This window comes from Streptomyces armeniacus, from assembly GCF_003355155.1.
Taxonomy (GTDB): domain Bacteria; phylum Actinomycetota; class Actinomycetes; order Streptomycetales; family Streptomycetaceae; genus Streptomyces; species Streptomyces armeniacus.
Genome location: NZ_CP031320.1, coordinates 4,953,180 through 4,969,886 on the forward strand (window position 1 = coordinate 4,953,180; position 16,707 = coordinate 4,969,886).

Here is a 16,707-nt window from a genome sequence, read left to right on the forward strand (position 1 = left end):
GCGGAACGAACGATGAACGTTCCTGGTCACGCCCCCCGCGCCACCTTGTGTGATCTAGATCACAAACTCTGGTGGACCTCTCGATGCGTCGGCAGACTCGCCGCCCATGCCAACTCCGGCGGGACGGCCGGAGGTTCACTCCCGAGCATTGGGGACCCCTGTGAAGATCACACGCAGAGCTGCCGCTCTGGTCGTCTGCGGCGCCCTCTCGCTGGGCGGCGGCCTGACCACCCTCGGCACCTCAGTAGCATCCGCGAACACCTCGTCCGCTGCCTGCGCGGAGTCGGACCGGCTCAAGATCCGGAGCGGCTCGACAGGCGACTCGGTGCGCGAAGCGCAGTGCCTCCTCAACAGTCATGGCGCCGACCTCGCGACCGACGGCAAGTTCGGCCCGGCCACCGACAAGGCAGTGCGGGATTTCCAGTCCCGTTCCGGCCTCGCGGCCGACGGCGTGGTCGGCCCCCTGACCTGGGCCGCACTGGCCACCTCGGATGGCGACGACGCCGCCAAGGCCAAGCAGGTGATCGCCTTCGCCGCGGCCCAAGCGGGCAAGGAGTACGTGTGGGGCGCCGAGGGCCCCGACACCTTCGACTGCTCTGGGCTGACCCTGCGCGCCTACCAGCAGATCGGGATCACCCTGCCCCGCACCTCCTCCCGCCAGGCGGAGGCCGTCCGGACGGTGCCCGCCTCCGAACGTCAGGCCGGTGACCTCATGCACTGGCCCGGCCACGTCGGCATCTACGCCGGGGACGGCAAGGTCTGGCACGCCTCCCGCAGCCAGGGCAAGGTGGTGCTGGCGGACGTCTGGGACAGCCCCACCTACCACCGCGTCTTCTGACGGAGCGTTCGCCATTCCCATCTGAGAACGTTCCTGCGCCGGATGCCCTGTGCGCGGCGCGCCGCGCGGGAACGTTCTCGGGCAACGCGCCTTCAGGAAGCGCGTGAAGCTGATCGCCGCGGCCCTTCGGGCTTGCGGGCAAGGAGGCAGGCGTGCGGTCTGTTCACCCGCCCGCCCGGCTCCTGCTCCAGCCGCGCGGTGACGGCGAGCCCGGCCTGGCCCAGAAGGCCGGACACGTGGTCCAGAGGCAGGAGGTACGACTCGTAGGACACCGGACGGCCGTAGCCGTGGGTCGGCTGCAGCCGCTCATCGCCGACGTAGTCTCCCCAGAGCAGGTAGCCGCCGGGCGTGAGCGCGCGGTGGAATTCAGCGAACACCGCCGGCAGCCACCGCGGGGGCGTGTGGTGGGTGGAGTACCAGGCCAGGATGCCGCCGAGCTGGTCGTCCCCCGTCTCCAGCGCGGCCATTGAGCCCTCGGTGAACCTCAGGTCCGGATAGGCGTGGCGGGCCAGCCCGATCATCTTCGGTGACAGATCGACCCCGAAGGCGGGCACTCCCAGCCCGGCGAGGTGCGCCGTCACGCGGCCGGGGCCGCATCCCAGGTCCGCGACCGGCCCCGGACCGGTCGCCCGCACGAGTTCGGCGAACGCCGCCAGCATCGCGCGTGACAGCGGGTCCAACTCGGCTGGAGGCGGGACGCGTTCGACGTAGTCGGCGGCGACGGTGTCGTACGACTCCCGGACAGCGGTCAGAAAGGAGGGCTCAGCCACACGGGCGACCTTAGATCAGACAACTGACAGGCAGGCCGAGTGCGGCCGGCCGCCGCCGCGCGTCGCGCCGGGCGGTGGCCCGCCCGGCGCGAGCGGTTCAGCGGATCGAATCCCCGAGCTGCGCCTTCGTCCCCGAGGCGCCCAGGTCGCCCGGTCCGAAGGAGGTCGCGTTCTCCGTCGTGAGCCCCTCGGCGGTGCCGCGGAGCGACCACACGGCGCCGGACGAGTCGTTCTCCTCCGTGGAGGAGACGTTGAGGTCGCGGTGGCCGTCTCCGTCCACGTCGAGGAGGGCGCATCCCGCACCGAACTCGTCGTTGTCCTCGGCGACTCCGGGCACGTCCGGAGAGTCCTGGTTCAGCACCTGGCTGCCGGTGCCGGTCACGCCGGACTCCGCGCCGTGCAGCAGAGCGACCGCGCCCGCGTCGGTCTTGTCCCCGACAGCCTTCCAGCTGATGCCGAGGGCCACTTCGGCGCGGCCGTCGCCGGTCACGTCGGCGACCGAGACGCAGGAGCCGAGCATCTCGCCGTCCGCGGGCGGTTCACCGGGGAAGCCCTCGATGCTCTGGTCGAACGTCTGCCGGCGGTCGGCGGAGAGACCGTCCTTGGTGCCGAAGGCGACCGTCACCTCGTCGAACAGGTCGCTTCCGCCGCTCACCACCATGTCGTCGTAGCCGTCCCCGTCCACGTCGCCCAGGTCCATGTCCGCGCCGTCGCTGTCCGGGCCCGCGGACACCTTGAAGCCGGAGGGGCTGCCGAGCAGGGCGTCGCTGCTGTGCATGCCGTCCCCCTCGTAGTGCCAGAAGGCGAGGTCCTGCCGGCCGTCGCCGTTGACGTCCCCCACACCTCGTACGGTGGAGGGGCCGCTGACCGAGGTGGCGCTGTTGTTGGCGCCGTCCCACTCGGACTCGTCCAGGAAGTCGAGCTTGTCGGCGGGGGTGCCGGACCGTGTGACGGGCCCCTTCCACAGGGCGGCGGGCTGCTTGACCGGATCGTCCCCGCTCGTTCCCGGGTCGCCCAGCAGGGCGATGTCGGCCTGCTCGTCCCCGTCGAAGTCGCCTATCTGGGGTGTCGTGCCGTACGAGGGGACGGCCGTGCCGCCGGTGAGTCCGTCGGCCGAGCCCCACAGGATCACGCTGCCCGCCGAGGGGTCCGCGGAGCCGATGGCCAGGTCTCCGTAACCGTCGCCGTCCAGGTCGCCCTTGCTGAAGGACGCGCCGAACCTCTGCTTGCCGACGGCCGATCCGGGCACACCCTTCGTCGAGCGGCTCACCACCTTCTTGTTCGAGGGGTCGAGTCCCTTGTCCGAGCCGTACGTCACCGCCACGTAGCCGGCGTTGGACTTGCCGCCGACGGTTCCTCCGGGGGCGCCGCTCACGAGGTCCGCGTAGCCGTCCCCGTTGAAGTCGTCACCGACGTCGGCCTTCTTCGCGGCCGGCGGTGTCCCCTCCGACGCGGCGTTCCCCTGCTGGGAGGTGAGCATCGCGACCGTCAGGCCGCCGGTCGTCAGCAGCATGGCGGCGCCGGCTGCCGAGAGGCGGCCGGCTCGTGCTTTGCGGGACCGGCGTCCGCCGGGGCTGACGGAGTCTCTTACGTGGCTCATGCACGGCATCCTTCGAATACGGAAACGAGTACGGTGACACAGACGGCGAAAGACCGCGACGGGTTGTACTCCTCCCCGAGATCGTCCGGATTCCGAAGCAGAGGAAGAACCGACCGTCTGCCGGGTGCCGTCCGACTCCGGCGAACGAGGCCGGGCCGGGCGCACCGACGGGGTGCGCCCGGCCCGGGTTTCAGGGGGAGTTCGGCCGGTCCTGAAGCCGCTGGTTCAGCCCATGCCCTTGGCCTGCTCGATCAGCTCCAGCGCGGTCCCCTCCACCTCGTCGTAGCGGTCCGGGTATGCCGAGACCTGTACGAGTTGGGCCACCTCGCCGGCGGTGGCGCCCGGGTTGGCGGCCGCTGCGTCGATCGCCCGGGTGAAGAAGGAGTTCGAGGCGAAGGACACGTCCATGATCTGCTCCGGTGTGCCCCAGCCCTGCGAGGGCCGCTGCTGGAAGACGCCGAGCGAATCGCGGTCGCCGCAGTCCAGGTTGTTCATGTTGGACTCGACCACTCCGGCCTCGAATCCGGCCAGCAGCACCCGGTCGTCGGCGCCGAGTTCGGTGGCGACACGGTAGACGACGCGGAGCACCTCGGGGTCGGGCTCGGACGGGACCGTGCAGCCGCCGCCGTCGTCTCCGCCGCCCTCGGCGATGAGCTCCTTCCAGGTGTTCGGGCCGACGACCCCGTCCGCGGTCAGGCCCTGAGCGCTCTGGAACGACCGCACCGCGTCCGCCGTACCCGGACCGAACTGGCCGTCCACCTCAAGACCGGCACCGTGCTTGTTCAACGCTGTCTGCGCCGCCGACACCGCGTCGCCGCTGTCACCCTCCCGCACGGTGATCAGCAGGCCCGGCCACGTCTCCGAACCGATCACCCCGTCCGCTCCGTACCCCTTGGACTCCTGGAAGGCCCGTACGGTGTTCTCGGTCGCGGGGCCGAAGTCGCCGTCGACGGCTATGTCGTGGCCGTGGGCGCGCAGCAGGTACTGGGCGCTGGTGATGTTGGCTCCGGTGCTGCCGTTGCTCAGGGTCGGCCACTCGGCCGCGGACGCCGTCTGGGCGACTCCGAGGGAGACCGCGACGGAGGCCAGTGCGGCGGTCAGGGCGAGCAGCACACGCGTGAGCGTGAACCGGGGCCGCCTCGGTCTGGCGGTGGGGGTGTGTGTCTGTGGGGGTGCGCTGGTGTTCAAGGCCTGTCTCTTATACCCCTCTGACGCTGCCGCCGAGGGCTGGGGTGTAGACTCATTGGTGCGTCGGGCCATGATCAGAAAAAGCTCTAACTACCGGACGCTCAGCTTCCGCAACACCCTGCGGCCGGGCGGGGCCGCCCGGTCGCAGGGTGTTGCGGAAGCTGAGCGTCCGGTAGACCGCCACGCCGCCGTACGGCCCGCCGCCGCCCGCCAGTTCCGCGCACGCCTGGGCGGCAGCCGTGACGCGGTGCGTGTACGCGGGGTCCCTGGTGTCGAGGAGCACGCCCAGGGTCGTACCGCTGTGTCCGACGGCCACGCCCAGTCCGCCGACCTCCCGGCAGACCTCCCGCATGCGTTCCAGGGACGGCTTGTGCCGCAGCCGCTGGTTCTTCAGCGCGCTGCGGGTAGCGACGCGGCCCACCTCCGCGAGGTCGCGCCGGCGTACGGCGTCGGTGAGGCGGCCGAGCAGCCGCGCGTACTCGTGGCGGTCGGCCGCCGTGTACGGCTTGGGGACGCGGTTGAACGCGACGGTGTCGACGGCGCCGCCCTCGTCGATGCCCACGACGCCCATCGCCGGCAGCGCCCCCAGGACGGCGCGAAGCCGCACCGTACGGTGGTGGAACGCCACGATCGCGGGATAGAGCACGCCGTCGGTGGGCTCGATACGGGCCAGGAGCCGTTCGATGCGGGCGGCCGGCATCGGGGTGCCCAGTGCGTGGCCCACCGCGCGCGCGGTGGCGACCAGGTCGGCCGACGAACTGGCCAGCCCCTTGCCCTCCGGGATGACGCTGCTGACGGTGACGAGTCCGCCCGCGGGCAGCCGTTCCTCCTCGAGGATCATGCGCGCGAGGCGGAGCGCCTTCGTCTTCTGCGCGGGCCGTACCGCGAGGTCGCCCGCCCCGGGGTCCCAGCGGAAGGCGGCCATCGTCCAGCGGGCGACGGGGAGGGTGACCAGGAAGTCGCCGTCGTGCTCGGGCAGTTCGCCCTGGAGCAGTTCGCCGAAGGTCCCGAAGGCCGAGCCCACGCCCGAGCCGGTGCCGGCTCCTGTCCGCGGTGGTTCCGTACGACGCTCCGGCGCCCGTAGGGGCGCGGCCTCCCGGGACGGCTTCACGTGACTCCTCGACTCGGTCGCCTACTAGAAGTGATAATCATTTTTATCTAGGCTACGCTGCCGAGGCAAGCGCACGCCGCGTTCCGGCCCGGGGTGAACGGGCCGGAACGCACCGCCGTGTGCCGCGAACGGACCGCCTGACGGGGACAGGGACAGGGAGACAGGGGCACAGATGCACACGCACATCGCGGAAGCCGTGAAGCGACCCGATCTCATCGCCCTCCAACCGGACCTGGTCTGCCTGCGGTTCGAGACGATGAAGATCTATTCGGCACTGGGCGCGGTCCGGCACCTGCTCGACACGGGCGCCGTGCGGCGTGGCGACACGCTCATCGACAGTTCCAGCGGAATCTACGCGCAGGCGCTCGCGCTCGCCTGCCACCGCTACGGAATGAAATGCCACATCGTCGGCTCCACGACAGTGGACCGCACGCTCCGCGTGCAGCTGGAAATCCTCGGCGCCACGCTGGAACAGGTCGCGCCGTCCAAGAACCTGCGCCTCGACCAGGAAACGCGCGTCCGGCGCATCGCCGAAATCCTCGCGGAGAACCCGTCGTACCACTGGATGCGCCAGTACCACGACGCCATTCACCGCTACGGATACCGCGACGTCGCCGACACCCTCGACCGGGAGCTGCCCGCCGGCCCGCTGGCGCTCGTCGGCGGGGTCGGCTCGGGTGCCTCGACCGGCGCGCTGGCCGACTACCTGCGCGCGGCGGGCCGGGACGTGACGCTCACCGGCGTACAGCCCTTCGGCAGCGTCACCTTCGGCTCGGAGCACGTGTCCGATCCGGACATGATCATCGCGGGGATCGGCAGCGCCATCGAGTTCGAGAACGTACGGCACGAGTCGTACGACCGCATCCACTGGGTGAACTTCGACTGCGCCCTGTCCGGCGCCGTCGGACTGCTGCGCGCCGGCGGGATATTCGCCGGGCTCTCCACCGGCGCCGCCTACCTCACGACGCTCTGGGAGCGGCGCCGGGACGCCTCACGTACGTACGTCTTCATCGCGGCCGACACCGGCCACCGCTATGTCGAAAACGCCTTCGCGAAACACGCCGACGCACCCGACATCGACACCCTCAAACCGCACGAGATCAGCTCGCTGCACGAGTTGCGGCACCCCTGGTCGACCACGTACTGGCGCGGTCTCAACACCCCGGGAAATCCGGGGCCTTCGGAATAGGCCGACAGGCCACCCCTTCGGAAAACAGACGGAGAGAACACGAGAATGCCCCCTCCCCAGCCGCAGACCGTCGGCGAACTGACCGGCGCCGTCCTCTCCGGAGCCTACGGCCCGGACCCCGAGGAGCTGGCCGTCACCAGCGCGTTCTGGCTGTACCACACCACCCGGCTCGCGGGCGGCCCCGCCACCTACCACAACCACTACCTGCTGCTCCGCGTCGGCCGCTCCTTCGGCGCCTGCTCCTTCGAGGCAGGCGAACTCGTGCCCGACATCTGCGAGAACGCCTCCGGGCACACCCTCGGCACGCTCCTCCGGCACGAGTCCGCGCCCGTACGGGTCGCCGCGCTCGACGCGTACCTCGACCACGTACGCCCGCACCGCGACGCCCCGGACGCGGCTCCCGTCACGCTGCCCGCCGGGACGCCCGAGACACGGGCGCGGGCACGCGACGCCGCGATCGTCGACCTGCTCGACATCGAGCCGGGCGCGAAGGTCGCCCTCGTCGGCGTGGTCAACCCGCTGGTCGCGGCCGTACGGGAGCGGGGCGGCGTCTGCCTGCCCTGCGACCTCAACCTGCGCACCACACAGTGGGGCGAGCAGATCACCGACGACATGACGGAGGTGCTCAAGGAGGCCGACGCCGTCGTGGCCACCGGAATGACCCTGGGGAACGGCACGTTCGACCTCATCCTCGGGCACTGCCGCGACCAGGGAGTGCCGCTGCTCGTGTACGCGCAGACGGGGAGCGCGGTCGCCCGTACGTTCCTGGCCTCCGGGGTCACCGCGCTGAACGCCGAGCCTTTCCCCTTCTCGCAGTTCAGCGCCGAACCGACGGTCCTGTACCAGTACCGCGCGGAACAGGGGGCCGCGTGAGCACCGGAACGGGAACCGGAACCGGAAGGGGAACCGGCACGGGCACGGGAACCGGCACGGGCACGGGAACCGGCACGGGAACGGGAACGGAGGACCGGGTGGCACGGGAGGAGGCGGAGGAGCCGCTGCCCGGCGACCTGCGGATGGCCCGTACGCTCTGGCCCGTCCTGCTGGCCTCGGCCGTCGGCCTGCTGCCGTTCACCGTCTTCAGCACCTACCTGGTGCCGATCGCCGACGAGGCAGGCAGCGGCGTCGCCGCCATGGGCGGCCTCCGGGGACTGGGCGGGCTGGCGGCGCTGCTGGTCGGCACGGCGCTGGCACCGTTCATCGACCGGGTGCGCAAGGAGTGGGCGGCGGCGGGCGGCCTCGTGGTCCTCGGCGGCTCGTCGGCGCTGGGCGCGAGCGGCGACTTCGTACTGCTGGCGGCGTTCTGCCTGCTCGTCGGCGCGGGCACGGCCGTGCTGAACCCCGCGCTCACCGCGGCGGCGGCCGACCGGTACGGGTCGGGGAAGGCCGCCGGACGGGCGGCGACGCTCGTCACGGCGACGCAGTCGATGACGGCCATGCTCGCCGCGCCCGTCGTCGCGCTGCCCGCGCTGTTCTGGGGCTGGCAGGGTGACTTGGTCGCGGTGACAGCGGCAGCGCTGTGCCTGGCCGCCGTGTTCGTCGCGCGCGGCAGGGACACGGCGCGGGGCGCGGAGGACGCAGCGGACGAAGGCGGGCAACGGCTGAGCTACCTCGCGTCGTTCCGTGCCCTGGGGAAGCTCCCCGGCGTCGTGCCGCTGCTGCTCATCGCGCTGCTGCGGACGGCCGTGTTCATGGGCTACCTCGCGTATCTGGCCGCGTTCTGCGACGACCGCTTCGACCTCGACCCGGGCCTGTTCGCGTTCGTGTGGACGCTCAGCGGCGCGTCGTTCTTCGTGAGCAACCTCCTCACGGGCCGCGTCACGAACGCCGCCGAGCCCCGTATCGGCACCGAACGCATGCTCCTCCTCGGGCTGGCCGCGGCCCTCGTGTCCGTCACCGGTTTCTACTTCACGCACTGGCTGCCGCTCGCCCTCGCGATGATCTCGCTGCACGCGGCCAGCCACGCGGTGGTGGCCGCCTGCGTGGTGAGCCTGCTCGTCCGGCGCTGCGGGACGCAGCGCGGCGCCGCCCTGAGCATCAACGCCGCGGGCATGAGCCTCGGGGTCTTCGTGGGCGCGGCCCTCGGCGGCGCCGGACTCGGCCTCGCCGGATACCCGGGCATGGCCCTGGTGTTCGGCGCTCTCGTCGCGGCGGCGCTCGGGGCGGCCGTCCTGGTGGTCCGTACGGGCGCGGGTACGGACGCGGGCGCGGCGGGCCGTACGGGCGCGGGGGCGGAGGCATGACGGCGACGGCGCGCGCAGCGGGGACTCCCGTACAGGGGGCGGGAGTTGCCCAGGAAGCGGCCGACCCCGCGCCCGTACGCCGCCGGCTCGCCACCCGCGCCGGACTGGTGGCGACGTGCGCCGTCCTGCTGGCCGTACTCCTGCTCTCCGTCGTCGTGGCCATCGGCCTGGGCCCCGCGACGGTCACGCCGGGGGAGACCACCCGGTATCTGTGGGCGGCGCTGACCGGCGGCCGTATCGAGGCGGACGAGACGACGACGTACCAGATCGTGTGGCAGATCCGTACGCCGCGCGTGCTGCTCGCGGCCCTCGTGGGCGCGGGCCTGAGCGCCGTGGGCGTCGCCATCCAGGCGATGGTGCGCAACGCGCTGGCCGATCCGTTCGTGCTCGGCGTCTCGTCGGGCGCGTCGGTCGGCGCCGTCGGCGTCACCGTCACGGGGAGCCTCGCCGCGCTGGGCGTGTACGCGGTGTCCGCCGGCGCGTTCCTCGGCGCGCTCGGCGCGTCGCTCCTCGTGTACGCCGCCGCTTCGAGCCGCGGCGCGCTCTCCCCGCTGCGCCTCGTACTGACGGGAGTCGCCCTGTCGCTCGGGTTCCAGGCCGTGATGAGCCTGATCATCTACTTCGCGCCGGACAGCGAGGCCACCAGCATGGTCCTGTACTGGACGATGGGCAGCTTCGGCGCCGCCACCTGGGGCTCGCTGCCGGTCGTCGCCGGGGCCGTACTCCTCGGGCTGGCCGTGCTGTACCGGTACGGCCGCGCGCTGGACGTCCTGGCACTCGGCGACGAGACCGCCGCGAGCCTCGGCGTCAGCCCCGACGGGCACCGCCGGAGCCTGCTGGTCCTGGTGTCGCTGGTGACCGGCGTGATGGTCGCGGTGAGCGGTGCCATCGCGTTCGTCGGGCTGATCATGCCGCACCTCGTGCGCATGGTCGTCGGCGCCACCCACGCCCGGGTACTGGCCGTCGCCCCGCTGACCGGGGCCGTGTTCATGGTGTGGGTCGACCTGGCGGCCCGCACCCTCGCCGCGCCGCGCGAACTGCCCCTGGGCGTCATCACCGCACTCGTCGGCGTGCCCGTCTTCATCACGCTGATGCGCCGCAAGAGCTACCTGTTCGGGGGCCGTTGAGATGGGAGCCCGCCGGATGGAACCCGCCGACACGGAGGCGAGGCACGCATGGAACTGACGCTGGACGCGCTCTCCGTGGTGACCGACGGCAAGAGCCTGGTGAGCGAGCTGTCCCTGGACGTGCCGAGCGGCCGCGTCGTCGGCCTCGTCGGCCCGAACGGAAGCGGCAAGTCCACCGCCCTGCGCTGCGTTTACCGCGCCCTGCGGCCCACCTCCGGCACCGTACGGGCGGGTGGCGACGACCTCGCCCGGCTGCCCGTACGGCAGAGCGCGCAGGCCGTCGCCGCGCTCACCCAGGACGGCGGCATCGACCTCGACTTCACCGTCGAGGAGGTCGTCGCGCTCGGCCGCGCCCCGTACCTGCGCGGCAACCAGCCGCTCAGCCGGCGCGAACGCGAGCTGTGCGTACGGGCCATGGACCGGCTCGACCTGCGGCACCTCGCCCATCGCGGCGTCCTCACCCTCTCCGGCGGCGAACGCCAGCGCGTCCTCGTGGCCCGCGCCCTGGTCCAGGAGCCGGAGATCCTCGTGCTCGACGAACCGACCAACCACCTCGACGTACGCCACCAGGTGGAGCTGCTGTCGCTGCTGCGCGGCGCGGGGGTCACCGTCCTGGTCGTGCTGCACGACCTCAACCTCGCCGCTGCCGCCTGCGACCGGCTCGGCGTCCTCGCGCACGGCCGCCTGGTGGCGGCGGGCACGCCGGCGGAGGTGCTGACTGCGGAGCTGATCGCGGAGGTGTTCGGGGTGCGGGCGAGTGTGGTCGAGCACCCGCTGACGGGTGACCCACAGCTGCTGTACGCGCTGTCGCCCTCGCCGCCGCTGTTCGCCTCCGAGGCGCAGGGTCCCGAACCGCCGTGCTCCGCCGGAGAGTCGCGCTCCTCCGAACCGCTCGCTCCTTCCGAACCGCTGGGCTCTTCCGAACCGCTCGCTCCTTCCAACCCGAAAGGCAGCACCACGCCATGCCCCTGACCGTATCCCCGCGCCCTCCCCGCGCCGTACGGCCGCGCGCCGTCGTCGGGCCCGCCGTCGCGGCGGCGCTGCTGCTCACCGGCTGCGGCGCCGACGTCGCGTCGGACTCCGCCAAGTCGGAGAAGACCACCGTCAAGAGGTGCGGCGAGCCCGTCCCGTACACCGTCCCGGAGCGGGCCGTCGCGTACGAGGGCGGCAGCGCGGACAAGCTGTTCAGCCTCGGCCTCACCGACCACGTGCATGGCTACGTGATGCCGCCCGCGAACCCGCCCGTGAGCGAGTCCCCGTGGGCCGCCGAGTACAAGAAGGTGAAGATGCTCAGCGACGACCTCCTCAACAAGGAACTCGTCGTGGACGCCAAGTCCGACTTCGTCGTGGCGGGCTGGAACTCCGGCTTCAGCGACCAGCGTGGCATCACCCCGGAGATCCTCGACAAGCTGAAGATCCAGAGCTTCATGCACACCGAGAGCTGCTACAACTACCCGAAGTACCCGGAGCGCGCCGACCCGTTCGACGCTCTCTACACCGACCTCGAACGCCTCGGCCGCATCTTCCGCGTCGAGGACAAGGCCGACGAGGTCGTGAGCGACCTGAAGCGGCGCGCGGGGGCCGTACGGAAGCAGGCGCCCAAGGGCGACCCCGTCCCGGTCTTCCTCTACGACTCGGGCACCGACCGCCCCTTCACCGCGGGCAACCAGGTGCCGCCCAACGACATCATCAAGACCGCCGGCGGCCGCAACGTCTTCGACGGCCTCGACGAGCGCTGGACCCAGGTCAACTGGGAGTCCGTGGCGGAAGCCGAACCGGAGGTCGTCATCATCCTCGACTACGGCGACCAGCCCGCGAAGAAGAAGATCGAGTTCCTCAAGAAGTCGGCGCACACGCGGGAGTTGCCCGCCGTCAAGCGGAACAACTTCTTCATCCTCGACTACAACGAGGGCATCAGCGGGCCGCGCAACATCGACGGCCTGGAGAAGTTCGGCAAGTACCTGCGCGAGCTGAAGCGCTGAACCACGATCACGAGCGCGACCACGACAGGCCACGACCACGACAGGCCGCCGCCCGGTCACCGACTCCGGTGGCCGGGCGGCGGCCTGTTCACGCGCTCACCTGCCGGCGTACGGCAGCAGCGCCATCTCGCGGGCGTTCTTGATCGCGGCGGCGATCTGCCGCTGCTGCCGGCGCGTCACGTGTGTCACGCGCCGGCTGCGGATCTTGCCCCGGTCGGAGATGAACTTCCGCAGCAGGTCGGTGTCCTTGTAATCGACGTACGTGATTCCGGCCTTGTCCAGCGGGTTGGGCCGGGACCTGGGCTTGTGCGGCTTACGGGGTTCGGGGCGGCGTGGCACGGATGTTCCTCCAGGGGTCGTGGGCGCCGTACGGGACGGGGCGCCGTGGCTGCGGGAGTTCGCGGGGGAGCCCGCGGGGAGTTCGCCGGGGGAGGGGGCTCAGGAGACCGGGTCGAGGAGCGCGTCGAACGCGCCCGTCAGCCGCCGCCACGCCTCCCGCCCGGACGCGTACTCGGCGTCCGTCAGCAGGCAGGAGTCGAGCAGCTCCTCAAGTCCCTCCCGGTCGAGGGCGGGTGAGGTGAAGACGAGGTGCTGGCAGCGGTCGCCGTGCTCGGAATGCCAGTCCAGCGCGGCGGCGGCCCGGCGCGCGGGGGCGACCATGTCCCAGGCCGCGTCCGGCAGCGACGCCAGCCACGGACCGGCGGCCTCCACGCACAGCGCGCCGCCCGCCGCGTCCCAGGACAGCAGCGTGTCCGGGCGGTCGGCGAGCCAGAACCGGCCCCGGCTGCGTACGGCCGCGCACGTCAGATCCTCCAGCGCGGCGTACAGCCGCTCCGGGTGGAAGGGCCGGCGCCGCCGCCACACGACGGTCGCGACGCCCGCCTCGTCGGCCTCCTGCGGGAGCAGCGCGCACGACGGGTGCTGCGCGGCGGCGGCCGCCTCCACGTCGAATCCGGCGAGGGCGAGCCGTACGAGCTCCGCCGAACCCGCCCGCGCCCGGCGGGCGGTGGCGTGCAGCTGGGCGAGCAGCGCGCGGTCCTCGTCGTCGGCCGTCTCGCTGTCGACGAGCGCCAGCACGGGCGCGTACTCGACCTGCCGCGCCCAGGTGTCGCCGACCGTCCGCTGGTCGTTGGCGGCGGCCGCGAGCCCGGCGTCGGCGAGGTCGTCGCCGTTGGCGAGGCAGGGCAGGACGAGGCTCGGGTCGACGGCGGTCAGCACGCCCGTCAGCCGGATCTTCGCGGCACCGCCGTGTGCGGCGAGGACTTCGGCCATGCTCTTGGGCTCGACGGAGTCCCACAGCTCGACGACGGCGAGCCGTACGGTCCCCGCTGCCGCCAGCCGGGCCAGCTCCGGCAGGAGGTCCTCGCGGAGGGCGCAGCAGGCGCAGTCGTTGACGAGCGGTGTCTCGCCGGACGACACGGGGCCGTCGGCCTCCCGGACGGTGCGGCGTACGTGGCCGGCGGCGGCCGTGGACAGGTCGTGGTGCAGGGCGACGCTGCCCGGCACGCTGCGCAGCAGCCCCTCCACCACCTCCTCGCGTGCGGCGGAGTGCATTCCGGCGACGAGGACGACGGGCAGCCCGTCGGGCATCGGTTCCATGGGGGCTCGCTCCTGCTCGTTCGGGTCCGGCGCCCGGGTTCAGCGCCATGGCGCTACTATATTGGTAATGGGAACCGTTTCCAATAAGCCACGAGGAGAGCGTGCCTGATGGCGAAGCAGAGCAAGATCGCGAAGAACGAGAAGCGCAAGGCGGTTGTCGCGCGGTACGCCGCCCGGCGCGCCGAGTTGAAGGAGACCGTCCGGCGGCCGGACGCCACGGAGGCCGAACGCCGCGCCGCCCTGGCCGAGTTGCGGCGCCAGCCCCGCGACGCCAGCGCCACCCGGGTGCGCAACCGCGACAGCGTGGACGGGCGGCCGCGCGGCCACTTGCGGAAGTTCGGGCTGTCCCGGGTGCGCGTACGGGAGCAGGCGCACGCCGGGTTCCTGCCGGGCGTGACCAAGTCGTCCTGGTGACGGCGCGGGCCCTCCGCACACGCGCCCCCGGGGCGCAGCTGCGAAGGAGTCGCACCTGGTCAGAGGGGGTACGACGGCAGTAGCCGCAAGGGACTCCGTGTGCCACGGTGGGGGCATGGCGGCGAACCGGAACGACCGTGCGCACGGGCACCAGCACGCCGGGCACGCCGGTGACCACGGTGGTGACGGCCGCGCCCGTACGCGTACGGCCCGGCTGCGGCACCGGCTCGGCCACCTGGTCAGGCCGCACAGCCACCAGGCCGCCGACAAGACCGATGCGGCGCTGGAGACCTCCCGCGAGGGCCTCCGTACGCTCTGGATCTCCCTCGCCGTCCTCGGCGCGACCGCCGCCGTGCAGGCCGCGATCGTCGCCCTGTCGGGCTCGGTCGCACTGCTCGGCGACACCGTGCACAACGTCGCCGACGCGCTGACCGCCGTCCCGCTGGGCATCGCGTTCGTGCTGGGGCGGCGGGCGGCCAACCGCCGCTACACGTACGGCTACGGGCGCGCCGAGGACCTCGCAGGCATCGTCATCGTGGCGGTCATCGCGGCGTCCGCGTGCCTCGCCGCGTACGCCGCCGTCGACCGGCTGCTGCACCCCCGCGACGTCGACCACCTGTGGGCCGTGTCCGGGGCGGCGCTGGCCGGGTTCGCGGGCAACGAGTGGGTCGCCCGCTACCGCATCCGCACCGGCCGGCGCATCGGGTCCGCCGCGCTCGTCGCGGACGGACTGCACGCGCGTACCGACGGGTTCACGTCGCTCGCCGTACTGCTCGGCGCGGGCGGCGTCGCGCTCGGCTGGCACGCGGCGGACCCGGTCGTCGGGCTGCTGATCACCGTCGCCATCCTGTTCGTCCTCCGGGACGCCGCGCGGGAGATCTACCGCCGCCTGATGGACTCCGTCGACCCCGCCCTCGTCGAGGCCGCGGAGGACGCGCTGCGCGCGGTGCCGGGCGTACGCGGCACGGGACAGGTGCGGCTGCGGTGGATCGGGCACGCGCTGCGCGCCGAGGCGGACATCGTGGTGGACGCGCACCTCACCGTCGTACGGGCGCACGAGCTGGCCGTCGCCGCTGAGCACGCCCTGATCCACGCCGTGCCCCGGCTGACCGCCGCCACCGTCCACACCGACCACGCGCCGGTCCGCGCCGGGGACGACCCGCACGCGGCTCTGGCGCACCACGCGGGGTGACGCCGCAGCCGTAACGACGCCCGCTGGAACGACCCCTGCCGCAACGCCCGCCCGCCGGGAGCCCGTTTACGCCGGGGCCGTTCAGTCCTCCTCGACGAGACGCGCGAGGTTGTCGAGCGCCATCCGCATGCCGGTCTCGTTGCCTGCGGCGGGCACGCTGTCGGGGACGCCCTCGTGCAGGAGAACGACCTCGGTGCCGCCTCCGCCGGCGTCCGTGAGCGACGTGGTCATCGTCATCCGGCCGCGCAGCGCGGGGTCCGCCGTCTCGAACTCGATCTCCTCGACCACGAGTTCGTCCGGCACCAGCCGTACGAAGTGCCCGCGGTACGTGTCCGTGTGCGCCGTGGACTTGCCCGCGCCGGTCGGTGCGTCGTACGTGAGCGACACCCGGAACGCGCCGCCCTCCCGCGCGTCGAACTCGTGCACCTGCCCGCTCATGCCGTCCGGCACCCGCCAGCGCACCATCGCGTCGGCGTCGAGGAGCGCGCGGTAGACCGCCGGGCGCGGGGCGTTCACGTGCCGGGAGAGCCGTGTGGTGTACACGGTGCTCAGCGTACGGCGGGCTCAGGTCAGGGGACCAGTGCCGTGGCGGTGAGAATCCGTGCGTCCAGATCGGTCACGGCGTCGCCGTCGAGGGCGGCGGTGAAGCGCGTACGGACGCGCTCGACGGCGGCGGGCGTCAGCCCGGCGAGGAGGGCGCGCGTACCGCTGCCCACCGCAAGGTCCCAGCCGCCGTCGGGTGTCAACGGGACGTCGAACCGCCGCTGTTCGACGCGCGCGTCCGTGAGGCCCAGCCCTTCCAGCCACGCGGTGAGGGTCTCGGGGGTCTCGATCCGGTTCAGCTGCGCCGACGGCGGGGTGGCGGGCCACTCGCGCTCCGTTTCGACGGCGCGCTTGAACGCCTGGCCCCAGCCGCCGAGCGCGCCCTTCTCCCACACGGTCACCGTGAGGCGTCCGCCGGGGCGCAGCAGGCGGGTGAGGGCCGCGGTGTCCCGGTCCATGTCCGGGAAGAAGAACACCCCGAGCGAGCACTGCACGAGGTCGTAACCGCCGTCCGGTGCCTGCCAGTCCGTCACGTCACGGTCGTGGAAGTGGACGTTCCGCAGGCCCTCGCCGCGGGCGCGGTCCTCCGCGGTGCGGAGCAGGGAGACGGCCAGGTCGACACCGTCGACGCGGCCGCCGGGGCCCACGGCACGGGCGGCGGGCAGCGCGGACGCCCCGGCTCCGCAGCAGGCGTCGAGCACCCGCTCGCCGGGTGCGGGCGCGGCCGAGGCGGCCGTCGCCTCGCCGACCGGGTCCCAGAGGAGCGGCGACCAGCGGTGGAACTCCTCCGCGCCTGCGCTGAACACGTCTCCGACGGTGGTGCGGTCCTGTGCGGTCATGTGCGGCGACCTCTCTCATGCGGGCGTGCAGGCGGGCGGCCGGAGCCGGGCGTAGATGACAATCATTTTCGT

General features: G+C 72.5%; 17 protein-coding genes. 9 read left to right on the plus strand and 8 right to left on the minus strand.

Features of this window, described 5'->3' with window-relative positions:
• Positions 1-160 precede the first annotated feature (160 nt).
• Positions 161-838 (plus strand): C40 family peptidase, encoded by a 678-nt coding sequence (locus DVA86_RS35965; RefSeq protein ID WP_281279310.1) that lies wholly within the window; start codon positions 161-163, stop codon positions 836-838.
• 92 nt (positions 839-930) lie between these two features.
• On the opposite strand, the gene DVA86_RS21630 is transcribed toward DVA86_RS35965, so the two are convergent.
• From DVA86_RS21630 to DVA86_RS21645, 4 genes are all read right to left on the minus strand, one after another.
• On the minus strand, positions 931-1,608 hold the full coding sequence (locus DVA86_RS21630; protein ID WP_208880652.1) for a class I SAM-dependent methyltransferase: 678 nt from the start codon (positions 1,606-1,608) through the stop codon (positions 931-933).
• A gap of 97 nt (positions 1,609-1,705) precedes the next feature.
• Positions 1,706-3,208 carry an FG-GAP repeat protein gene (locus DVA86_RS21635; RefSeq protein WP_208880653.1) on the minus strand — a complete coding sequence of 501 codons (1,503 nt, stop codon included), beginning with the start codon at positions 3,206-3,208 and terminating at the stop codon, positions 1,706-1,708.
• Between the two features lie 225 nt (positions 3,209-3,433).
• Entirely contained in the window at positions 3,434-4,321 is an 888-nt protein-coding gene (locus DVA86_RS21640; RefSeq protein ID WP_245996893.1) for a peptidoglycan-binding domain-containing protein, read from the minus strand.
• A 127-nt stretch (positions 4,322-4,448) separates the two neighbouring features.
• Positions 4,449-5,420 (minus strand): GHMP family kinase ATP-binding protein, encoded by a 972-nt coding sequence (locus tag DVA86_RS21645; RefSeq protein WP_208884981.1) that lies wholly within the window; start codon positions 5,418-5,420, stop codon positions 4,449-4,451.
• A 259-nt stretch (positions 5,421-5,679) separates the two neighbouring features.
• On the opposite strand from DVA86_RS21645, the gene DVA86_RS21650 reads away from it, so the two are divergent.
• From DVA86_RS21650 to DVA86_RS21675, 6 genes are all read left to right on the plus strand, one after another.
• Positions 5,680-6,696: a pyridoxal-phosphate dependent enzyme gene (locus tag DVA86_RS21650; RefSeq protein ID WP_208880657.1), complete on the plus strand. Its 1,017-nt coding sequence runs from the start codon at positions 5,680-5,682 to the stop codon at positions 6,694-6,696.
• Between the two features lie 45 nt (positions 6,697-6,741).
• The gene (locus DVA86_RS21655; RefSeq protein ID WP_208880659.1) at positions 6,742-7,569 is read left to right on the plus strand and encodes a Rossmann-like domain-containing protein; all 828 of its coding nucleotides are present in this window, start codon (positions 6,742-6,744) and stop codon (positions 7,567-7,569) included.
• A 98-nt stretch (positions 7,570-7,667) separates the two neighbouring features.
• On the plus strand, positions 7,668-8,939 hold the full coding sequence (locus tag DVA86_RS21660; RefSeq protein WP_245996898.1) for an MFS transporter: 1,272 nt from the start codon (positions 7,668-7,670) through the stop codon (positions 8,937-8,939).
• 107 nt (positions 8,940-9,046) lie between these two features.
• Positions 9,047-10,066: a FecCD family ABC transporter permease gene (locus DVA86_RS21665; RefSeq protein WP_222623439.1), complete on the plus strand. Its 1,020-nt coding sequence runs from the start codon at positions 9,047-9,049 to the stop codon at positions 10,064-10,066.
• Positions 10,067-10,114: 48 nt separating this feature from the next.
• The gene (locus tag DVA86_RS21670; protein ID WP_208880661.1) at positions 10,115-11,038 is read left to right on the plus strand and encodes an ABC transporter ATP-binding protein; all 924 of its coding nucleotides are present in this window, start codon (positions 10,115-10,117) and stop codon (positions 11,036-11,038) included.
• Positions 11,029-12,048, plus strand: a complete 1,020-nt coding sequence (locus DVA86_RS21675) for an ABC transporter substrate-binding protein (protein WP_208880663.1) — start codon at positions 11,029-11,031, stop codon at positions 12,046-12,048. Before DVA86_RS21670 ends, DVA86_RS21675 begins: the two co-directional genes overlap by 10 nt.
• Before the next feature lie 96 nt (positions 12,049-12,144).
• Here DVA86_RS21675 and rpsR read toward each other — a convergent pair whose 3' ends face one another.
• Positions 12,145-12,387, minus strand: a complete 243-nt coding sequence (rpsR, locus tag DVA86_RS21680; protein WP_208880665.1) for a 30S ribosomal protein S18 — start codon at positions 12,385-12,387, stop codon at positions 12,145-12,147.
• Between the two features lie 99 nt (positions 12,388-12,486).
• Positions 12,487-13,638: a CobW family GTP-binding protein gene (locus tag DVA86_RS21685; RefSeq protein WP_208884985.1), complete on the minus strand. Its 1,152-nt coding sequence runs from the start codon at positions 13,636-13,638 to the stop codon at positions 12,487-12,489.
• A gap of 117 nt (positions 13,639-13,755) precedes the next feature.
• Between DVA86_RS21685 and rpsN the strand changes: the two genes are divergently transcribed.
• A complete protein-coding gene (rpsN, locus tag DVA86_RS21690; RefSeq protein ID WP_208880666.1) occupies positions 13,756-14,061 on the plus strand; it encodes a 30S ribosomal protein S14 in 306 nt (101 codons plus the stop codon).
• A gap of 115 nt (positions 14,062-14,176) precedes the next feature.
• Positions 14,177-15,253, plus strand: a complete 1,077-nt coding sequence (locus DVA86_RS21695; RefSeq protein ID WP_208880667.1) for a cation diffusion facilitator family transporter — start codon at positions 14,177-14,179, stop codon at positions 15,251-15,253.
• 81 nt (positions 15,254-15,334) lie between these two features.
• Here the strand turns inward: DVA86_RS21695 and DVA86_RS21700 are convergent, their stop codons facing one another.
• The gene (locus DVA86_RS21700) at positions 15,335-15,796 is read right to left on the minus strand and encodes an SRPBCC family protein (protein WP_208880669.1); all 462 of its coding nucleotides are present in this window, start codon (positions 15,794-15,796) and stop codon (positions 15,335-15,337) included.
• Positions 15,797-15,822: 26 nt separating this feature from the next.
• Positions 15,823-16,635, minus strand: coding sequence for a class I SAM-dependent methyltransferase (locus DVA86_RS21705; RefSeq protein WP_208880670.1), 813 nt, complete (start codon positions 16,633-16,635; stop codon positions 15,823-15,825).
• Between the last annotated feature and the right edge of the window lie 72 nt (positions 16,636-16,707).

What these genes read in the sequence shown, in the direction of transcription:
- DVA86_RS21635 (WP_208880653.1), bottom strand. Translation starts at nt 3,208, where the DNA reads ATGAGCCACGTAAGAGACTCCGTCAGCCCCGGCGGACGCCGGTCCCGC.
- DVA86_RS21650 (WP_208880657.1), top strand. Translation starts at nt 5,680, where the DNA reads ATGCACACGCACATCGCGGAAGCCGTGAAGCGACCCGATCTCATCGCC.
- DVA86_RS21655 (WP_208880659.1), top strand. Translation starts at nt 6,742, where the DNA reads ATGCCCCCTCCCCAGCCGCAGACCGTCGGCGAACTGACCGGCGCCGTC.
- DVA86_RS21670 (WP_208880661.1), top strand. Translation starts at nt 10,115, where the DNA reads ATGGAACTGACGCTGGACGCGCTCTCCGTGGTGACCGACGGCAAGAGC.
- DVA86_RS21675 (WP_208880663.1), top strand. Translation starts at nt 11,029, where the DNA reads ATGCCCCTGACCGTATCCCCGCGCCCTCCCCGCGCCGTACGGCCGCGC.
- DVA86_RS21685 (WP_208884985.1), bottom strand. Translation starts at nt 13,638, where the DNA reads ATGCCCGACGGGCTGCCCGTCGTCCTCGTCGCCGGAATGCACTCCGCC.
- rpsN (WP_208880666.1), top strand. Translation starts at nt 13,756, where the DNA reads ATGGCGAAGCAGAGCAAGATCGCGAAGAACGAGAAGCGCAAGGCGGTT.
- DVA86_RS21695 (WP_208880667.1), top strand. Translation starts at nt 14,177, where the DNA reads ATGGCGGCGAACCGGAACGACCGTGCGCACGGGCACCAGCACGCCGGG.
- DVA86_RS21705 (WP_208880670.1), bottom strand. Translation starts at nt 16,635, where the DNA reads ATGACCGCACAGGACCGCACCACCGTCGGAGACGTGTTCAGCGCAGGC.